The following is a 20,513-nucleotide window of genomic DNA, read 5'->3' as shown; positions in this document are numbered from 1 at the left end:
CATGCTTCCCTCTCTGGCCGCCGAGGACCTGCGTCGTGCCCTCGCCGCCTATCTGACGACGAGCTTCGCGCTCGGCGACGACGACGTGCGCGAAGAGCTTGAGGTGTTCCTGGAGCGGCCGGAGAGCCGCCTGTTCCGCGGGCCTTACCTGCGGGTTCGGACACCCTTCCGGGAAGCGGAGCCGGGGTGGCAGCGGTTACTGGACTGGTGGCCCCGGGGCTTCACGCCGTACACCCACCAGGCCGCCGCCTGGCAGCGGCTGTCCACCAAAGCGGGGCACGCACCTGAGCCGACGATCGTGACGACCGGGACCGGCTCCGGCAAGACGGAGTCGTTCCTCGTTCCGATCCTGGACCACTGCGCCCGGGCAAAGGCCGAGGGTCAGAAGGGTGTCAAGGCGCTCCTGCTGTACCCCATGAACGCGCTGGCTGACGACCAGGCGCGCCGTATCGACGAACTGCTCGCCACGGAGCCGGCGTTGGGCGACGTGACGGCCGGCATCTACATCGGCGGTGCGTCCGGTACCCGCTCGGCCACGGACGAGGACGAGGACGACCCGGCCTCCTATGCCCGCGACTTCGGCGCGACCTCACTCGCCGGTGACCCGACGGTGACCCGCCTGATCACCGAACGCGAGGAGATCCGGGCGGACCCGCCGGACATCCTGCTGACCAACTACAAGATGCTGGACCTGCTGCTCCAGCGCATCTCCGATGTGCACCTGTGGACATCGGGCTCGCTGACGTACGTCGTGCTGGACGAGTTCCACACCTACGACGGAGCGCAGGGCACGGACGTGGCGATGCTGCTGCGCCGCCTGGGCGCGGCCACGGCTTCGGCGCGCGAGGGGCAGCCGCTGGGCGACATCACGCCCGTCGCCACCTCCGCCACGCTCGGCAGCAGCGCCCCGCTCCCGGTCCTGGGCGAGGCCGCCGCGGCCCCCGTCGCCAGCACGGCCCCGGACGGTGACGACGCGGTCGAGGTGCCAGGTGCGGCCGATCGTTCCGACCGGGAACTGCTGCTGGAGTTCGCGGGCAAGGTCTTCGGGCGGCCCTTCCCCGAGACGTCGTTGATCGGTGAGGACCGTCAGCGCTCCGTCGACGTGGTCACCGAGCCGGACTTCACGCTGCCAACCCCGTCTCCCGCCGAACTGGCCGCGCTCCCGGACCCCTTGGACGACTCCTCGGGCCTGGACGCGTTCGCCCGTCTCGTCCTCGGGCTGCCCGATGCGCGCGACCCGTTCGCCCTGGCCGACCGACTGCGGCAGCACAACCTGGTCAAGGCGATCCTCGACGTGGCGGGGGAGACCCCCGTGACGGTACCGGACATCGCCCGCGAGTTCGCCAAGCGCGGCGGCGGTGCACCCTGGGACGAGGCGGCGCGCACCGACCCGGGCCTGGTGGAGCGGGCGTTCGCGCGGCTGCTCGCACTGATCTCGCACGCTCGCACCCGGCACCCGAAGACCGGTAAGGCCGTGCCGTTCCTGCGGGTGGAGGCACAACTGTGGGTGCGTGAGGTACGCCGGGTGATCCGGTCCGCAACGCCGGAGCCGCACTTCCGCTGGTTCGACGACGACGGCCCGACCGGCGACACCGCCCCGAACCCCGCCAACCTGGCGGTGTACCAGCGATCCGAGATCGACAGCGCGGGCGAGCCGGACGGGCTCGATCCGGACGTGGCCGGGCCGATCGCGGCCCGCCGGCCGGTGGGTCCGCCGTTCCGGCGGCATCTGCCGGCCGTGTACTGCCGCCACTGCGGGCGTTCGGGCTGGGCGGCGCTGTCGACCGAGCTGGAGTGGCAGCAGCTGAAGACCAACACCCTGGACATCTACCGGGCCTCGGCTCAGGGCAACCGTGCGGTGCGATGGATGCTGCGGGCACGCGACGGCGAGGGCCCGCTGCTGCACCTGCACGCGGAGGAGGAGCGGCTGCTGGCCAACCCGACGCACGAGACGGTCGCGGTGATCACCCCGCTCGGGCCGCTGCCGGCGAGCCTGGGGGACACCTGCCCGGCCTGCGGCCTGGACGACGGCATGCGGTTCCTGGGCGCGGGCACGGCGACGCTCGCTTCGGTGGCCACGACCCAGCTGTTCTCCGACCGCGGCCTGCACGGCGACGAGCGCAAGCTGTTGGTCTTCACCGACTCCGTGCAGGACGCCACGCACCGGGCGGCCTTCATCGCCAACCGCAGTTTCGGTTTCACCTTCCGCGGTCTGCTCAGCGAGCAACTGCGTGTGGGCGAGCCCGTGGCCGTGCACGATCTGGCCTCCAACGCGGCGGACGCCGTGGTCGCGGCGGCCGGGCGGGGCTCACGTGCCAAGCTGGCGGCCATCGTGCCGCCCGACCTCCGGGAGAACCCGGACATCCTCACGCTGCTGGACTCCTCGAGCGAGTTCAGCGAAGCCGGTGCCGAGATGCTGCACGCGCGCATGGTGTTCCAGACGCTGCTGGAGTTCGGGCTGCGCTCACGGCTGGGCCGCACCCTGGAGTTGACCCGTACCGCGGCCGCGGAGGTCCTGCTGCCGGATCTGCCCGGACTGTGCGCGCTGTTGCGCGATCGGCACCAGCGGATCCCCGGCCAGATCACGCTGCCTCCCGACGAAGCCGAGTACGCCGTCTACCTGCGGGGTCTGGTGGAGCGTCTGCGGTTACGCGGCGCGCTCTACCACCCGTGGCTCGCGGCGTTCATCGCGCAGGGCGGGGCCCGACGCTGGCCGGTGTGGGGAGGGCGGCCGACGGGCATGCCGGCGTTCCCGCGGGGAATGGCAGCGCCGAGGTTCCCGGTCGCAGGGGGCGGCCGCACGACGGAGTTCGACTCGTTGACCCGCGAGGGCACCTGGTTCGCGGACTGGGGCCGCCGGGTGCTGGGCTGTGAGCTGCGCGAGGCACGGGCGCTGGCGGAGCAGGCCATGAGGTTGCTGGCACAACAGGAGGTGCTGGCCACCTACCCCGGCGAGGCCGGTGAGACGGTGTACGCGCTGCGTCCGCGCAACGTCCTGGTCCATCGGATCTCTGATGCCGAGTCGGATGGCGTCGCTCACCCGGAGGACCTGGACGCGAATGCGTGCGGGGTGCGGTGCGACACGTGCACCTGGCGGCACACCGTCCCGCCGAACCGCCGCCGGGACTGGCTCGGGACGCCGTGCCTTCGGTACCAGTGCCCCGGGCGCTTCATCCAGGACGACCGTGACTACAGCACGGACTACTACCGGCATCTCTACACGGTCGACCGGCCCGGTGACGTGCTGACGGCCGAGCACACCGGCGCGCTGTCGCGGCGTCGGCGGGAGCAGGTCGAGCAGGCGTTCAAGCACCGGGCCTCGCCATTCGATCCGAACGTACTGACCTGCACGCCCACGCTGGAGCTGGGCATCGACATCGGCGACCTGTCCGCTGTGCTGCTGGCCTCGCTGCCGCCCGCGCCGGCCAACTACGCACAGCGGATCGGCCGGGCCGGGCGTAGCACCGGCAACTCGCTGACGGTCACCTTCGTGCCGCGCGGCTCGCGCAACCACTACTTCCTGCACGCGCCGGAGCGGATGCTGGCCGGCCGGATCATCCCGCCGGACTGCTACCTGGACGCATCGGAGATCCTGCGCCGTCAGTACCTGGCGTTCCTGCTCGACCGCGCCGCAGACGCCAGCCTCTGGCAGGGCACGGTCATGCCGGAGCGGCCGATGCCGCCGCGAATCGGCGAACTGTTCGGGGCCGGGCTGGCGGAGGACGGCTGGTTCCGGCGGTTCCTGGACGTCGCGGGCGTCCGGCACACCGAGTTGGCAGCGGCGTTCGCGGCGCTCTTCCCCGGCATGTCCGGCGAGGCCCTGCAGAGTGTGCAGCAGTTCGCGGCCGGCGGTCTGGAGGAGGCCGTGGCTGTGGCCGCGAACGCCTGGAACCGGCGCCTGGCCGCGCTGCGAGCCCGGATGCGGCAGATCGGCCGAGCCTTCGACGACCTGTCGACGGCGTCCGGCGACCCGGAGCGGGATCGGCAGCGACGGCAGTTGTACGCCGAGCAGAAGTCGGTGCGCCGTCGCCGGGACACCCTGGTTGGTGAGCACTCGCTCAACGCCCTGGTGCGGCTGGGCCTGCTGCCCAACTACACGCTCCATGACGATGCGACCGTGTTGGAGGCCACGCTGTGGTGGCGCAACAGCGACGGCGAGTTCGAGGAGTCCACGACCGACTACGGTCGCGGATCGCGGCTGGCGCTGTCGGAGCTCGCCCCCGGCAACTACTTCCACTCGGACGGCTACAAGTTCGTCGTCGACGGCCTGGACCTCGGCCCGGCGGTGGGCGGTGGTGAGGATCCGTACGCGCTGTGGCGGTTCTGTCCAGAGTGCGGTTTCGTCGCCACCGAGGAGACCGGCCCGGACCTCGCGTCGTGCCCGCGCTGCGGGGCGACGCAGATCGCCGACCCCGGCGCAGTGCACAAGGTGCTGGTGCCGGAGCGGGTGCTGGCCCGGGAACGACGCGAGGACGCCCGGCTGACCGACGAGCGCGACGAGCGCGAGCGCAAGGCGTTCGACGTCCTCACCCTCGTCGACATCGACCGGAAGCAGCCGCAGGGGCTCCGGGCCTGGCGGCGCACGGGCAGCGAGAAGGCGATGCCGTTCGGCGTCGAGTTCGCCCGGGTGGCGACCATTCGTACCGTCAACCTGGGACCGTCGATGGCACCGGGCCCCGAGCACGTGATCGCCGGGCAGGAAGTGCGGACGTCCGGCTTCGAGACCTGCCTGGAGTGCGGTGCCGTGCGTGGCACGCACCCACAGGCGTGGGACCGGGTGGCGCAGCGGATCGGAGTCCGGCACGCCCACTGGTGCTCGCACCGCGAAGACGGCATCGAGCACGAACCCGTGGAACGGCTGCTCCTCGCCCATGAGCTGACCACGCAGGCACTGCGGATCCTGCTCCCGGTCTCCACGATGGACCTGGCGGACCGGATGACGTCGTTCAAAGCAGCGCTGCTGCTGGGCGTCACTCGGTACTTCGGCGGAGAGCCCGACCACATCCGAGTCGTCGAGGACTCCATGCCCGGTGACAGCCGCGAACTGCGCCGCCGCTTCCTCGTCCTGCACGACTCGATGCCCGGCGGCACGGGCTACCTCGAACACCTGGCCCGGCCACAGGTGATGCACCGGGTGCTGACACTGGCACAGCAGGTGCTGCGGGAGTGCCCGTGCAGGGACGAGATGCGCTCTCCGTGCCACCGTTGCCTGCTGCCGTTCGTCTCCAGCAGTGAGCACCCGCACGTGTCCGTGCGCGTCGCGCGCGAACTGCTCGACGAGATCCTCCAGGACTGGGGCTGGGAGCCTGTGGACACCCTGTCCGGGGTGCGCATCGACCAGCTGGCCGACAGCGAGCTGGAGGCGCAGTTCGTGCGTACCCTGCTGGCCTGGGGATCCCGCGACGAGGAGCCTGGATCGGTGGCGGTACGGGCCGGTCGGCAGGGGGTCGAGCACGAGTTGCGCTTCACCCGTCCTGACGGCGGCACGACCCGATGGCTGATGCGCGACCACGTGCGGATGGACACGGCGGTGCCGTGCGAGCCGGACTTCCTGCTGCGCCGCACGGACGCGGGCACGCAGGTAGCGGTGTTCCTGGACGGCTACGCCTTCCACGCCTCGCCCCGGGTCAACCGGATCGCGGACGATGCCGTCAAGCGGGCGGCACTGCGAGCCCAGGGCATCCGGGTGTGGCAGCTGACCTGGGACGACGTCCGGTCCTGGGTCCAGGCGGTGGAAGGGGCCGCCGCCGGACAGCGGTCGCGGGCCGCCGTGCGGGACCTGCACGCCGAGCGAGCCCTGTCGTTGGCCCGCTCGGTGCACCAGCAGTTGGTCGGACAGCCCCGCCGGGACGACACGCTCGACCCGGCGCTGCGCAACCCGGTCGAGACACTGCTGGAGTTCCTCGCCGACCCCGACGACGTGAAATGGGCACGGCGGGCGGCGGGCCTGCTGGCAGGCTTCGGAGCGGTCGCGCCGCGTCCGTTCGTGGACCGGCGGCAGATGGGCACGGAGCTGACCGGAGTGCTGGCAGGCGCCGCGCCGACGGCGTCCGCGCATGCCACGGACGCCGTCGCGGTGGATGCGCGCACGGCCTCGGGGCTTCGCATCCTCGGGTTGCTGGACCGCCGCCCCGAACCGGTGACCCGGCGGCCCGGCATGCTGGCCTGGTCCACCCTGATACTGCTTGACGACAGCAAGCAGGGGTGCGCCGAGGAGGCGCATCGGGACCGGTGGGCGGACTGGCTGCGCTGGTCCTGCCTGCTCCAGTTCCTCGAGCCCGCGCCCAGCACGGAGTTGCCGCGCTCGTTCCACCAGCTGGCACTCTCGACGGCCGAACAGGTGGACCCGCACACGGTGGCGCTGCTCACCGCGGCCCTGCCGACCGATTCGGGTGCCGCCGCGCCGCTCCCGGCGGAATGGGCCGAGGCCGTCTCGTGGGCGTCGTCGGAGCTGGAGTCGGTGCTGCGAGAGCTCGCCCAGCGGGCTCCGAACCGCGTTCCCGAGGTGGGCTTCGAGTTGGGGGATGCCGCGGTGGTGGCCGAACTGGCCTGGCGGGACGAGCGGATCGCGGTCTTCGTGGCCGAGGGTGGGCACGGCCCCGAGGTCTACGAGCAGCACGGGTGGCGCGTCCTGCACGCGGGCGCGGTGGATGTGGCAGAACTGGTCGACATGTTGGAGAAGGGCTGATGGCTGCGGCAAAAGTGGTGATGGCGGACGTCTTCGGTAAGTACTACGAAGCCCTCGACGGCCAAGTCCAGGCACAGGTGCTGCAGTTCATCATGAAGATGCAGCGCGACCCGGACGCCAACGGGCTCAACCTCAAGCCGCCGAAGGGTGCCCGGGACAAGCGTGTCCGCACCGCGCGCGTCACGGACAACTACCGAGCGGTCCTCATGCACTACGCGGACCGGATCTACTACCTCGTGGCAGTGCTCCCGCACGACGACGCGTACGGACTGGCGGAAGGCATCCTCTTCGACATCAACAAGGTGACGGGGGGTATCGAGCTGATCAACCTGGGCAGCCTCTACGGCACGCTCAGCGGCCGGTCGGCCGAAGACAAGGCCGCGGATCAGGCCGCGCCGGCACTGTTCCAGGGCGTGTCCGACACCGACTTCGAGCGTCTGGGGGTGCACGGATCGATCGTGCCGGCGCTGCGGGAGATCCGCAGCGACGAGGCCGTGCTGGGCATCGTGGAGACCCTGCCCAAGCTGGCCCGGGACGTCATCCTGTGCCTGGCCGACGGGATGACGGTGGAGGACGTTTGGGAACAGGTCAGTTCCGCCGCCGCCACCGAGGACGAGGTCGACACCGAGGACTACGAGGCGGCCATCGAACGGCCGGCGACCAAGGAGGCCTTCACCGTCACGGGAGACGTGGCGGCGTTCGGACGCATCCTGTCCGAGCCGCTGTCGGCATGGCGGATCTTCCTGCACCCGGCGCAGCGCGCGCTCGCCGAGCGCGCCACCCCGTACCGGGGCCCGGCCCGGGTGACCGGTGGCCCCGGCACCGGCAAGACCGTCGTGGCACTGCACCGGGTCAAGGCCCTGGCGGAGCGGCTGCCGCCGGGCCAGGCCATTCTGCTGACCACGTTCACCACGAACCTGGCCAACCAGCTGCGCTCGCTGTTGGAGGACCTCGGCGGCCCCTCGCTGCTGGCCAAGGTGGACGTGCGCAACATCGACAAGGTCGCCTTCGGCATCGTCCGTGACAGTTTCGGCGCGAACTCTCCGACACCTCTGCTCGACAACGAGATCCAGCGCCGCTGGAAGGAGCTGGCGCAGGAGCAGGAGCCGCAGCGTTGGGACGGCCGGTTCCTGGACGCGGAGTGGAAGCAGGTCGTCCTCGCGCAGGACGTGCGCAGCCGGGACGAGTACTTCGCGGCCAGCCGGGCGGGCCGGGGACGGCGGCTCAACCGCCCCGAACGTGCCCAGGTGTGGGCGCTGGTCGAGGAGTTCGAGCGGAGGTTGGACCGGGACCGCGCGGCCGGTGTCATACAGCTGGCCGCGCAGGCGGCGCGGATCGCGTCGGGCTGGTCGGAGGAGGAGGCGCCGTACCGGCATGTCGTCGTGGACGAGGCGCAGGACCTGCATGCCGCGCACTGGAAGTTGCTGCGCGCGCTCGTCGTTGAGCAGGATGACGATCTGTTCATCGTCGGCGATGCCCACCAGCGCATCTACGACAACCGCACGTCACTGAGCGCTCACGGCATCAACGTCCGGGGTCGCTCCAAGCGGCTGACTCTGAACTACCGCACGACCCGCCAGATCCTCGCCGCGTCGCTCGGACTGCTCGAAACCGAGGAATTCGACGATCTGGACGGGCAACGCGAGGAACTGCGCGGCTACCGCTCCGTCCTGGCTGGTGCCGCTCCCGAACTGGCCGGGTTCCCCACGCAGGCCGCGGAAGTCGCCGCACTGGTGGAGCGCGTGCGGGAGTGGCAGGCGGAAGGCATCGAGCCCCACGAGACGGTGGTCGTGGCGCGCACCCACGCCACGGCGGACGCCGCTCTGAAGGCGTTGCTGGACTCGGGACTGGCGGCCGTGAAGGTGACGGGGCAGCAGACGCCGCTGCCGGACGCCGGCGTGCACGTGATGACGATGCACCGGATCAAGGGTCTGGAGTACCGGGCTGTCGCCGTCATCGGCGTCGGCGAGGACGAGGTACCGCAGGCGCACGCGGTCACCCCGCCTTCCGAGGACCGCCAGCAGAACGCTTCGGACGTGCGCCGCGAGCGCTCGCTGCTCTTCGTCTCGGCCACCCGGGCCCGCGAGCAGCTCTCCATCACCTGGTCGGGCGATCCCAGCCGTTTCCTGCGTCGGCACCAGGAAGGCTGAGCCGCCGAGCCGGTACGCCGGGCTAGGAACGCGCCTTCCTGGCCCGGCGTTTGGGCGTGCTCTCCACCTCGGTCGGCAGGGGATGGTGGAGGACACCCTTTCGCTCCAGCAGCGCGTGCTCGACCTTCGTCAGTCCTTTGCCTTCGAGCTGCCTGATTCGCTCCCGCGTCACTCCGAGCTCGTTGCCGATCGCCTCAAGGGTCGCGGGCTCCCCACTGAAGCCGAAGCGGCGACGCAGCACATGCTCCTCGCGGTCGGGGAGCTGTCCGAGCAGGCCGTCGACCTCCTCGGGGGTCAGACCGCACAGGTAGGCCTCCTCCTGGTGTCCGACCACGCTGCGGTCCACTTGGTCGAGCAGGACGTCCTCGCAGTCGGCTGCGAGGAAGGCGTCCGTGGAGGCGCAAGGACGGTCGTGACGGAGGAGCCTCGTCACCTCATCGGGCGCGATGCCGACACGGGCGGCCACTGCCTCCGGATCCGCGCTCGCGCTGTCAAGGCCCAACTCACGTACGGCTCTTTTGATCTGATTCAGGTTGTCGACGAGGTGGACGGGCAGCCGGATGGTCCGGCCGCTGTCGGCGAGCGCGCGACTGATCGACTGGCGGATCCACCACGTGGCGTAGGTGGAGAACCTGTTCCCCTGCGTGTGGTCGAACTTCTGGACAGCCCGGATCAGCCCGAGATTCCCCTCCTGCACGAGGTCCAGCAGGTCGAGTCCGCGTCCCTGGTGCCGCCATGCGATCGAGGTGACCAGCCGAAGGTTGGCGGTGACGAAGTGCTCGAAGGCTGCCGTGCCCCGTGCGATCAGCTGTTTCAACTCCCGGCGCAGCCTGGGCGGCATCTTGGGGCCGTTGGCTTCCAGGAGTTCATGAGCCAGCAACCCGGCTTCGATCCGCTGGGCGAGGTCCCGCTCGGTCTTCGCGTTCAGCAGCTGGGCCGTGGAAATCTGGCGCTGGTAGAGGTTGAACAGCTCGTCCGCGAGACTGCGAGGCGAACCGGACCCGTCGAGGTCCGGTTCGTCCTCCGGCTCTTCCACCACCGCCGGATCGGTGACGGTCGAAGCCGATGTCCTCGAAGGGACCGGGGACCCTGGAGCCGGACGGTCGGTCGAGGGCTCATGGACCGGGGCCGCGGTCACCTTCTCGGAAGACGCCGGTTCCAGGTGCGGGGAAAGGTCCTTGAGGCTCATCGCCGAGTAGTCGAGCCGAGCGCCCGGCGGCAAGGTCAGGAGGAAGGTGATCCGGGTCGGGGCCTCGGGATCCGGGGACCGCGGCCACGGGCGCTGATCGGGCAGCGGCATGGCTTCCGCGTGCGCGTGGGCGGCCGGCAAGGTCTCGCCGGACGGCCGCGTACGGATCGTGGGCAGGCTCCCGGCCAACTCCGGTGGAATTGCCACACCCTGTGTTCGGACCTCGGCCAGTAGTCGTAGCAGGTCCTCGAGACCGACGCTGAACCGTTGTACCACCGGCCGTATGCCAGGCATGGTCAGGATCCGGCTGGAGCCGGCGGCTTCGACCAGCGCGCGACGAACGTCCGCGTCCAGCGATCTCACGTGCGGGACTGGGACTGCCATGGATCACCTTCGATTGCGAACGTCACGCCTACTCGTACAGCCTTGCATCGACCGCTGACGACGGACATCCCTCGCACGGTAGATGAGTTGAACTCGTGTCGATCGCACAAACCTTACCTACCAGTGCGATTGGGGATCACTCGCGCTCGAACTGTGATAGAGAAATGAGACACAGGCTGGGTGCGGCCCGCTGTGAGTCGAGGTAAGAGGGGTGGGGCATGCCGGTTCATCCGGCACGGCTGCTGGATGACTGCGAACGCGTCTGGCGCGCATGCTGGACCGCGAAGCCTGGTCCGGAGTCACTGAGCGCCGAACTGGGCCGGCTTGACCTGGCCCTGGAAGCACTGGCGGCCTACCGCGTGCTGTGCGAGCGGCACGACGTGGCGGTCGACGAGGTCCACCGGCGCTGGCCCGCCTGCACGGTCTCCGTGTTCGCCTGGAACGCACCGGCCGGTTCCAGCCGGTCCTTCGCTGAGGCCGTCGCACGGGCGGAGAAGGCCGCCGTCGCGATGCTCGGTACCGAAGACATTGCGGCCGACCGCGTGTCCGACCAGGAGCGGGTTGCCGCATGGCGATCCGCCGCCGAAGGCGCCGCTCGGATCCTGGGGTGGGAGATTCGGGACGTCAGCGCGGCGTTGGACTCCGCCGCTGAGCCCTCCTTCGAAGCCTCGTCGGTTCGGACGTGGCCGGTGCTGCCCGCTCCGGAGCTTCGGCTGGGCTCCGAAGCCTCCAGCGTGCACCTGCTGCTCGGTGGGGAGACCAGCGAGCACTGCTGGCGGCTGTCCGCAGACGGGGAGGCAGTCGAGGCCGTCCCTCCGGTCTGGGCGCTGCCGCGTCCGCTGCGCCGGATCCAGGCCACGGCACCCGACGGCCGGACCCACGAAGTTCCTGTTGTGGACCCGGAGACGGTGTTGCTGGCATTCGACGACCAGGGCGCACGGCTGCCGCTGGACGAGCCACTGCCCTCCGCCGTGGTCTACCTGCTGCACGTCGGAGAACTGGACGCGGACGGCACAACGGTGCCGGGCACCGAGCTGCCCGTGCCGTTCGGCTGGGCCGGCTGGACGCTGACTCGCGCCTCCCTGGCCGGTGTCCGCCGACTGCGTGCCGGGACGGCCCCTTCCAGCGCGTGGACGGAGGTCACTTCGACCGGACGGATGCGCTGGGAGGGCGGGGCGCAGGTGCCCTGGCTCAGTGAACCCGGCGGTGCGCCCATCTGGAACGTGCCGCCGCTGCTCCGGCTACGGCAGCGGCCCGGCCAGTCCAACAAGGAACGGCTGTCGGTCGAGGTGGTGCGCGCCAGGACCGGGCGAGTGGTGGTTCGGTTCCAGGCCGCGCCGGGAGCCCTTGTCGACCCGTGGGCCGCCGTGCCCGGGCCGCTGTTCGGCGCTTTCGAGGTGGTGGTGCGCAACAACCCGCGGGCCGGCGGGCAGCGGCTCGCCGCAGTGCTTGCCGAGGGCGTGCGAGCCGACGCACCGGCTCAGTGGCGGCTGCTCGCCTCCGGCGGTGGGCTGGTGCCCGCCACGATCGAGTTGCACACCGATCCGACCGTCACCGTCTCGCAAAGGCGCGTCCTTCTGGGCGCCTTCGACGCGGAGCGGTCGCTGACGATTCACGCCGACGGACAGCGGTTGCCAGTCGTCGCATCGCTGCCCTTCTCCGAGCTGCGGCTGGAGAAGGGGGGTGTGCCCGGCCCGTGGAGCCTGCGGCCGGTGGACGTTGACGCTGCTGAGCTGGCGGCGGACTGCGCCCTCACGGTGCGGCTGCCCGAGCAGGCGACGGCGGTGGAGCCGGAGCTCCTGCTGATGGAGGGCAGCGCGGTGCTGCAGAGCACGCCGCCTGAGCGGCGGGTCCGCTCGCGCCGCGGCGACCTGCGGTACCCGCTGATGGTGTTCGCCGACACCATGCGCGGCTGCCCACACGCGGAGTTGCGCGTCCGCCTGGCCGGACACGAGATCAAGGTCGGCGTGATCCGAACGCAGCCCGTTGCCGAAGGCGTCGGCGTCGACGGGGCCGGACTGCGCCTGCACGGTCTGCGACACCCCGGCGTGCTCACCGCCGCCGTGTACGCCGGGTACGCACCGTGGCTGCCGCCCCTGCTGGCTGAGGTCGGCGCGGACGGCAGGATCTCGCTTCCTTCGTCGCTGCGGTCCGCAGGTCCCCTCGTTGTCCGGCTGCATCCCGGGAACCGGGCCGATGAGGTCCAGCCCGCTTTCTGGCCTCGCCTTCGTGACGGCGCCACGCTGACCGTGCGCCAGCGCCACGGGGTGCCCGAGCAGAGCATCACGGCGGACCGGGAGGCGAGCGCCTATCTGGCCGGACTCGGCCCGCTGCCCTCGGAGGCGGGAGCGCTGCCCAGACTGTGGCTGCTCGCAGCCCGGAGCCGCGACCTGCGGGAGACGGGTGTCCGCGCAGAGGTGCTGCGGGACTGCTGCGCCGTGCTTGCCGCCGCTCCCGAGGAGTCGCTGGTCGCCGCGGCCGAGGCAGGGCTGCGGTCGACCGAGCTGGCGCCCGTGATGGTCGCGAGCGGCCTGTCGGCGCACGGCGCGGTCGAGGTCGCGGAGCCCGAGGAGGTGCTGAAGGTCTGGCGTACCGCACCGCTTGCCGCCCTCCTGCTCAGCAGCCCGCTCCTGCCGTACCTGTCCGGCCTGGGAGCCTATCCGGCGGACGAACTGTATCCGCTGGAGCAGGCGACGATCGCGGAGGCTGGTGCCTTCTGCGGTCCGTCCTTGTCCGCCGTCGTGTCCGGCGGCACGGACCCGGCCGGGCGGACCGGCAGGTTCGACGCGACGACCCGCCTCCTCAACGAGCTGCCGCCGCGGCAGCAGGAGGCTCTGTGGCAGAGTCTCGGGGTGGTGCCGCAGGCGGTGCTCGACTCCGAAAGCCGGGCCGCTGCCGCCTGGGAAGCATTCCGGGTGCGCAGGCCCCTGAGCCGGTACGACAGTGACGGGCAGTTCGCCGAGTGGGTCGAGGCCGTCGACCGACTGCTGCGCGAGGGCCGGGGCGAGGGGCCGGGCACTCCAGCCGCCGCGTTCGAGGCCCGCAGTCCGGGGCCGCTGAGGGAACCGGGTGAATCCTGGATGCTGGTGCCCCAGCTGTCTCTCGGGTTCGCACTGGTGGCCCGGCTCGCCGCATGGGGCGACCGGCAGGCGGCCGGCCTCGAACGGCAGGCCCGGCCCCTGTGGACCTCGCTGGCCTTCATCGCCCCCGCCTTGACAGTGGTGGACCTGGCCCTGGCCGAGGCCCTGGCCGCCGCCGACCACGCCGGCCGACGACTCTGACCGACCACCTCGATCACGCGAGACCGCCAGCCCCGGAGACCCATCATGCAGACCCTCGATCCACTCGCCACGGCAGAACTGATCAGCAGCACCTATCGCAGGTATCTGCGTTCGCTGCTGCCACTGCGTGACCCGGCACTGGCGAAGGCCCTGGCAAGGGCAGTCGACACCAGCCCGCTGCTCACCAAAGGGCCGCTCGTGGAAGCCACTCCCGCCTACGCCCCGGGCGCGACGCTGGCGGACCTGGTCGGCGAAGGAGTCCTGCATCCGGAATTCCTCCGGCTCACCGGTCCGGCGCTGCCTGCCGACCGCCCGCTGTACCGGCACCAGGAGCAGGCCCTGCGCAAGGCCGCTTCAGGCCGCAACATCGTCGTCGCGACGGGCACCGGGTCCGGCAAGACGGAGAGCTTCCTGCTCCCGATCCTGAACGCGCTGGCGGCGGAGCACGCCGAGGGCAGGCTGGGACCAGGCGTACGGGCGCTGCTCCTCTATCCGATGAACGCGCTGGCCAACGACCAGATGAAGCGGCTGCGGCGGCTGCTGGCGCAGGCGCCGTACATCACCTTCGGCCGTTACACGGGTGACACCAAGAACGATCCACGCACCGCTTCGGAGACGTTCGAGCAGCTCAACCCCGGTGAGCCCCGCCTGCGCAACGAGATCCTCAGCCGCGAGGAGATGCGCCAGTCGCCCCCACACCTGCTGCTCACCAACTACGCCATGCTGGAGTACCTGCTGCTGCGGCCGCAGGACATGGACCTCTTCGAAGGCGAGCACGCCGGCAGCTGGCGCTTCGTGGTCGTGGACGAGGCCCATGTGTACGACGGCGCGAGGGGAGCGGAGCTTGCCATGCTGCTGCGCCGACTCGCCGACCGGGTGGGCGGGAAAGGCGCCGTCCAAGCGATGGCCACCAGCGCGACCGTGGGCGCACAGGAGAACCCGGATGCCGTCACGGCCTTCGCACAGGCGCTGTTCGACCTGCCGTTCGACTGGGAGCCGGACGACCCGTCACGCCAGGACCTGGTGACGGCCACGCGGGTCGCGAGTCCACCCGGTCCGTACTGGGGCCCGATGCTCCCGGGCGACTACGTCCGCCTGGCGGCCGCCGAATCACCGGGCCCTGAGCTCGTGGCGCTGGCCCGTGCGCACGGGTTCACGGCGCTCGTGCACCCTGCGGCCGTGCTCGCCCACGAGGCGGGTACTGCGGCGCTGCGCCGCGCGCTGGCCGGAGATCCGCGTCCGGTCACCGACATCGCAGCGGAGATCTTCCCCGACGACCCGACCGGGCCGGAGACGGTCACAGCGGTGATCCAGCTCGCCAGCAGGGTCACCGACACCGACGGGGCGCCGGTGCTCTCGGCTCGTTACCACATGTTCGCACGCGCGACCGAGGGCGCTTTCAGCTGCCTCAACTCCTCGGGGCCACACCTGAACCTGGCTCGGCACGAGACGTGCGCCGACTGCGGCCGGGCATCGTTCGAGATCGCGTCCTGTCGCCGCTGCGGTGCCGTGCACCTGCACGGCACCCTGACCACGGATGACGGAGGGTCCCGGCTCGTGCACCGGAAGAATCCGGACTCCCGGCACGCCTGGCTGATGCTGGACGGGGCGGGAGCCGTCGTGGACGAGGACGATCACACGCTCGACGAGGCTCGGCAGGCCGGGTTGACGGAACGCCGGTTGTGCACCGGCTGTGGCCGGCTCCACACCGGAGCCGCGGCCATCTGCGGCTCCGCCGAGTGCCAGGACATGGAGCTCAGGAGCGTCCACCTTCTCGACACGCGCGAGGGCGAGCCGGCGTCCTGCGTGGCCTGCGGGGCCCGTGGGTACGGGATGATCCGCCTGTTCGAGGCCGGTAACGAGGCATCGGTCTCCGTTCTGGGCACCGCGCTGTACCAGGCCCTACCCCCGGCAGTCGACCCCGCCGCAGCCGGGCTGCCCGGACAGGGGCGGAAACTGCTGTTCTTCAGCGACAGCCGGCAGGCCGCCGCCTACTTCGCGCCCTACCTCGAGGATTCCTACACCCGGATACAGCGCCGCCGCCTCATCACCCAGGCGGTGCGCGAAGGCTACGACGATCCGGACGAGCCGCTGCACATCGATGACCTCACCGAGCACGTCATGCGGGCGGCCGGACGAGCCGGTGTCTTCCGGCGCAACGACTCAAGGCAACACCGGCGGCGCGCGGCCGGTCTGTGGGTGATGCAGGAAGTGCTGAGCATCGACGACCGGCAGTCGCTGGAAGGTCTCGGCCTGCTGCGTGTCGACATCGACCGTGAGCCGTTCTGGCAGCCGCCCCGGTGCCTGGCAGACCTGGGGCTGGCCGAGGAGGAGTGTTGGCAGGTCGTCTCCGAGCTGTTGCGGACCGTGCGCACCCAAGGGTCGCTGACCATGCCCGACGGCGTGGACGCCGACGACGAGGCCTTCGCCCCCCGGCGCGGTCCGGTCTGGGTGCGCGGGAACGGTTCGGACAGCAAGCGCAAGGTGCTGAGCTGGAAGCCGGTGAGCGGCACCAACCGCCGTCTGGACTATCTCGTCCGGCTCCTGGAAGCGATCGGCCATCCGGCGGATCGGCAGCAGCATGCGTCCGGCATCCTCGAACAGCTATGGGACGAACTGGCCGGGGGCCGGCTCGCCGATTGGCTGCACAGTGAGAACCGGCAAGGGGTCGGTGTGGTGCGGCGGCTCGACCACGAGTGGCTGCGCCTGCGGCCGGTCCTGGAAGGCGACCCGCTGCAGCAGTGCGACCGGTGTCGGCGCATCAGCACGGCATCCGTCAGGGGGGTTTGCACGACGATGCGTTGCGTCGGCCAGCTCCAGGAGTTCAAGCAGGGCGACGCGGAGCAGGGCGACGACCACCTGCGCTCCCTCTACCTGGGCCTTGAACCGGTTCCACTGCGGGTCGAGGAGCACACCGCGCAGTGGAGCGGTGAGAAGGCGGCGGAGATCCAGGGCGCATTCGTCCGCGGAGAGATCAACGCACTGTCCTGCTCCACCACCTTCGAGCTCGGCGTCGACGTCGGTGAACTGCAGAGCGTCGTGCTGCGCAACATGCCCCCGACGACGGCCAACTACGTCCAGCGCGCTGGGCGGGCCGGACGGCGCACGGAGTCGGCAGCGCTCGTTCTCACCTATGCGCAGCGCCGACCGCACGATCTCTCCAGGTTCGCCGAACCCGAGAAGATGATCTCCGGCGAGGTGCGTGCGCCGCTCGTGCCGCTGGAGAACGTGCGGATTGACCGCCGCCACGCTCATTCCGTCGCGATGGCGGCCTTCTTCCGCGCCATGAAGGACCGGCGCGGGCGGATCTGGCGACACGCCGGCGAGTTCTTCCTCCCTGACGACAGTGGAGCGGTTGCCGCGCTAGAGGTACGCGACTGGCTCACTCCCGTCCCGTCGCACGTGCAGGACTCGCTCCGAGCTGTGCTCCCATCCTCGGTGCAGGAGGAGATCGGCCTCGCCTCCGGGGCTTGGGTGGACGAGCTCGACCGGCTGCTGAGGGCCGCGCAGACCTCCCTGAGCCAGGACGTCGCGGGATACGAGGAGCGGCGCGACCGGGCAGCGACCGAGAAGAAGTACAAGCTGGCTGAGCTGTACCAGAGGATCATCCACAACCTCACCAAACGGCAGCTGCTCGGCTACCTAGCGAACCACAACGTCCTGCCGAAGTACGGCTTCCCGGTCGATACCGTCGAACTGCGCATCATGCAGGAGAACTCGACGGCCGCCCACCTCGAACTCACCCGTGACCTCAGCTCGGCCGTGTACGAGTACGCCCCCGGCGCGGAGATCGTGGCGGGTGGATACGTCTGGGCTTCAGCAGGTGTCTACCGCCTTCCCGACCGTGACCTGGTGAGTCGCTACTACACCGTGTGCGGCCACTGCGGGCACTACCGGGAGGACCCTGATCCGCTCGACCTGCTCTGCCCCGCCTGCAACCAGTCGGGTACTGGCGTTCCGCGGCGGTACGTGGAGCCTGTCTACGGCTTCGTCGCGCAGCGCGGGACCCCTCGCAGGCCGGGACAGACGCCTCCCAGCCGGGCCTGGAACGGGGCGGTCCACATGCGCACGGACAGCGCCGACGTCGAACAGTCAGTCACTCACTTTTCGTCCGGGCACTCCATGCGCTGGACCGCCGGAGCACGCGGCGAGATGGTTGCCGTCTCGGAGGGACCGGCGGGCGCCGGCTACGAGATCTGCGACTGGTGCGGCTGGGGCCGCCCGCACGTTACTGCGGCCAAGGGACGCAGCGGCCCGCACCCGCACCTGCTCAAGGACCAGGACTGCAACGGCCGGCTTCGTCTGGTTTCGCTGGCGCACCGCTACCAGACCGACTTCCTGCAGCTGCATCTCGATCCCTTCACGGCTTTGATGACACCGCAGGACCAGCTTTCTTCGACCCTCTACGCGTTGCTCGAAGGAGCGGCATCCACCTTGGAGATCAGCCGTGACGACATCGACGGCACCGTCCACACGGGACTGGAGGGCACCTCGCTGATCCTCTTCGACACCACCCCGGGCGGCGCGGGGAACGCCTTGCGCGTCGCCCACCGCCTCGAGGAGGTGTTCGCCGAGGCAAGCCGACGTGTGCAGTCGTGTGAGTGCGGCCCCGAGACCAGCTGTTATGCGTGTCTGCGGAACTTCCGCAACCAGCGCTTCCACGAGCAGCTCTCGCGTGGCGACGCCCTCAGTCTGCTGTCGGTCCTGGCCGGCACGGGCGGAGTCCGAACCTGAGAAGCGGGTCTCCCGACGACGTCGGGTCAGCTGAAAAGGTCGGTGTGGCACTGAATCGGCTCGGGTTCACCATGCGGAGGCTGCGGATACGGCTGGCGGTGGTGCTGTTCGCGTTCTCGCTCGTCCCGGTCGGGGCGGTGGGCTTCGCGCTGTACCGGCTGACGAACCTTGGGGGCCCGGACAGCGTGTGCGACGGAGCCGTCACGGCGGACCAGGTGCACGATCTGCTGGGCCAGGGAGGATCTCCGACATCGACGATCTCGTGCGGAAGTTCCTCAAGGCCGGAGGTAAGGCGATCGGCTGCGAGCCGATCCTCTAGTTGTATTGACCCGCAGGGTTGTTGACGCGGCTGATCGGGGGTTGTCCTCCGAGTGCGGTGTGGCAGCGATGGTAGTTGTAGCGGTGGAGGAAGTCGGGCAGCGCTTCGGCTCGTTCCTGGTTGCTGGTGTAGGGGCGCTGGTAGGCCCACTCGTCGAGCAGGGTGCGGTTGAAGCGTTCGACCTTGCCGTTGGTCTGCGGGCGGTAGGGGCGGGTGCGCTTGTGGGCGATGCCCGATGCCCGCAGGGTGTCGCGCCACAGGTGCGACTTGTAGCAGGAACCGTTGTCGGTCAGGACGCGTTCGACGGTGATGCCCAGGCTGGCGAAGAAGTCCTGGGCCCGCTGCCAGAACCCGACCGCGGTCTCCTTGCGTTCGTCGGGAAGGATCTCGCTGTAGGCCAGGCGGGTGTGGTCGTCGACGGCGGTGTGGATGTGGCTGTAGCCGATCTTCGGTGTCCCGCTCGGGGTCCGCAGGCCGGTGGTGGCGTGGCGGTTGCTCTCGCCGGCCTGGCGGTCCATGACGCGGTGGCCGCCGCCGTCGGGGATGTTGCCGAGCTTCTTGATGTCGACGTGGACCAGTTCGCCGGGGCGCTCGCGTTCGTACCGGCGGATGACCTGTCCGGTGGGCCGGTCCATCCACCGCAGCCGGTTCAGGCCGTGCCGGGTGAGGATCCGGTGAACCGTGGAGGCGGGCAGGCCGATGATCGGCCCGATCCGGGCGGGGCCGAGCTTGCGCTCCCGTCGCAGGTCGCAGATCCGGGCCTCGATCGCGTCCGGGGTGCGGTGCGGGGTGGTGTGCGGCCTGCTGGGGCGGTCGTGCAGGCCTGCCTCGCCCTCCGCGCGCCACCGTCGGACCCACTTGTGTGCGGTGGTGCGGGAGATTCCCATCTCGGCAGCCACGTGCGCGACCGGCCGTCCCGCTCGGACGCGCTCGACGAGGAGCCGCCTGCCGTGCACGGTCAGGCGGGCGTTACGGTGGGACACGAAGACCTCCGGTGCGGTGCAGTCCTAGACAGCTCCACCACACCGGAGGTCTTCACTTTTGATCAAGCCCTGCCACTGTCAACAACGCTCGTGGTCAATACATCTAGTCATCTGACCGGTCACGGCGACGAAGAGCAAGGAGCGGGCTCGCCGCGTCTCCCGACGGCACCGGGCGAGCTCTGCGCTGGTGGGGGTGTCGGCTCACCCGGCGGGCCCCGGACGCGCCGCCTCCCTCCACCAGCTGTCCGGGCTCCAGGTGACCGGCGAGGACCAGAAGCTGCTCAACCTCAACCGTGACCAGTTCCGCTACACGATGGGCGGGCTCAGCCGCAAGCGCGTGGAAGCCGTACGCGACCTCCTCGAAGAGGCCTGCCGTCGGCACTGGGCCTACCAGGTCACCTCCGACCTCCCCTGGTGGACCAACCGGGCCCGGTTCACCCTGGAGCAGCTGCGCGCCGACGCCGAGCTGCTCCGGGCCCACCGTCCAGCCGAACCGTCCATCCCGGCCGACCGCCTCAAGCGTGGACTCTCCAAGATCACCAGTGCGCTCCACGACGAACTCGGCCCCCGCGCCGCGCCCGCCACCTACGAGGACGCCCGTGACATCGTCGCACGGCTGAACGCCGCCGAGGACGCCAAGTCCGCGACCGGCAGTGTCGGCCAGACGTACTGACCCGTGAGGTCGGGACGCGGCCGGCCGGTGGCCGGCCCGCCGGTTGAGCAATCCGGGGCCGGCGTTCGTACCGATGGGTGAGCGCGAGGCCGGGCCCGCGCCGTCCGACTCG

General features: G+C 70.6%; 7 protein-coding genes. 5 read left to right on the top strand and 2 right to left on the bottom strand.

Going from position 1 to position 20,513, the window contains the following annotated elements:
* Position 1 precedes the first annotated feature (1 nt).
* Entirely contained in the window at positions 2-6,688 is a 6,687-nt protein-coding gene (locus tag ACWCYO_RS17825) for a DEAD/DEAH box helicase (RefSeq protein ID WP_449784720.1), read from the top strand.
* Positions 6,622-8,838, top strand: coding sequence for a UvrD-helicase domain-containing protein (locus tag ACWCYO_RS17820; RefSeq protein ID WP_270148476.1), 2,217 nt, complete (start codon positions 6,622-6,624; stop codon positions 8,836-8,838). The genes ACWCYO_RS17825 and ACWCYO_RS17820 overlap by 67 nt, the downstream gene beginning before the upstream one ends.
* A gap of 22 nt (positions 8,839-8,860) precedes the next feature.
* Here the strand turns inward: ACWCYO_RS17820 and ACWCYO_RS17815 are convergent, their stop codons facing one another.
* Positions 8,861-10,390 (bottom strand): sigma-70 family RNA polymerase sigma factor, encoded by a 1,530-nt coding sequence (locus tag ACWCYO_RS17815; protein WP_449784719.1) that lies wholly within the window; start codon positions 10,388-10,390, stop codon positions 8,861-8,863.
* 239 nt (positions 10,391-10,629) lie between these two features.
* Here ACWCYO_RS17815 and ACWCYO_RS17810 point away from each other — a divergent pair, with 239 nt between their 5' ends.
* A complete protein-coding gene (locus ACWCYO_RS17810) occupies positions 10,630-13,692 on the top strand; it encodes a hypothetical protein (protein ID WP_449784718.1) in 3,063 nt (1,020 codons plus the stop codon).
* Positions 13,693-13,737: 45 nt separating this feature from the next.
* On the top strand, positions 13,738-18,426 hold the full coding sequence (locus ACWCYO_RS17805) for a DEAD/DEAH box helicase (RefSeq protein WP_449784717.1): 4,689 nt from the start codon (positions 13,738-13,740) through the stop codon (positions 18,424-18,426).
* 315 nt (positions 18,427-18,741) lie between these two features.
* Here ACWCYO_RS17805 and ACWCYO_RS17800 read toward each other — a convergent pair whose 3' ends face one another.
* Positions 18,742-19,728 (bottom strand): IS481 family transposase, encoded by a 987-nt coding sequence (locus ACWCYO_RS17800; RefSeq protein ID WP_449784716.1) that lies wholly within the window; start codon positions 19,726-19,728, stop codon positions 18,742-18,744.
* A 193-nt stretch (positions 19,729-19,921) separates the two neighbouring features.
* On the opposite strand from ACWCYO_RS17800, the gene ACWCYO_RS17795 reads away from it, so the two are divergent.
* The gene (locus tag ACWCYO_RS17795; RefSeq protein WP_270148481.1) at positions 19,922-20,401 is read left to right on the top strand and encodes a hypothetical protein; all 480 of its coding nucleotides are present in this window, start codon (positions 19,922-19,924) and stop codon (positions 20,399-20,401) included.
* The last annotated feature ends 112 nt before the right edge of the window (positions 20,402-20,513 follow it).

This window comes from Kitasatospora sp. NPDC001683 (genome assembly GCF_053596495.1).
The sequence above is the reverse complement of the archived record's forward strand: the minus strand, read 5'-3'. Positions and strand labels throughout refer to the sequence as shown.

Coding starts and splice junctions, on each gene's coding strand:
- ACWCYO_RS17825 (WP_449784720.1), top strand. CDS start 2: ATGCTTCCCTCTCTGGCCGCCGAGGACCTGCGTCGTGCCCTCGCCGCC.
- ACWCYO_RS17810 (WP_449784718.1), top strand. CDS start 10,630: ATGCCGGTTCATCCGGCACGGCTGCTGGATGACTGCGAACGCGTCTGG.
- ACWCYO_RS17805 (WP_449784717.1), top strand. CDS start 13,738: ATGCAGACCCTCGATCCACTCGCCACGGCAGAACTGATCAGCAGCACC.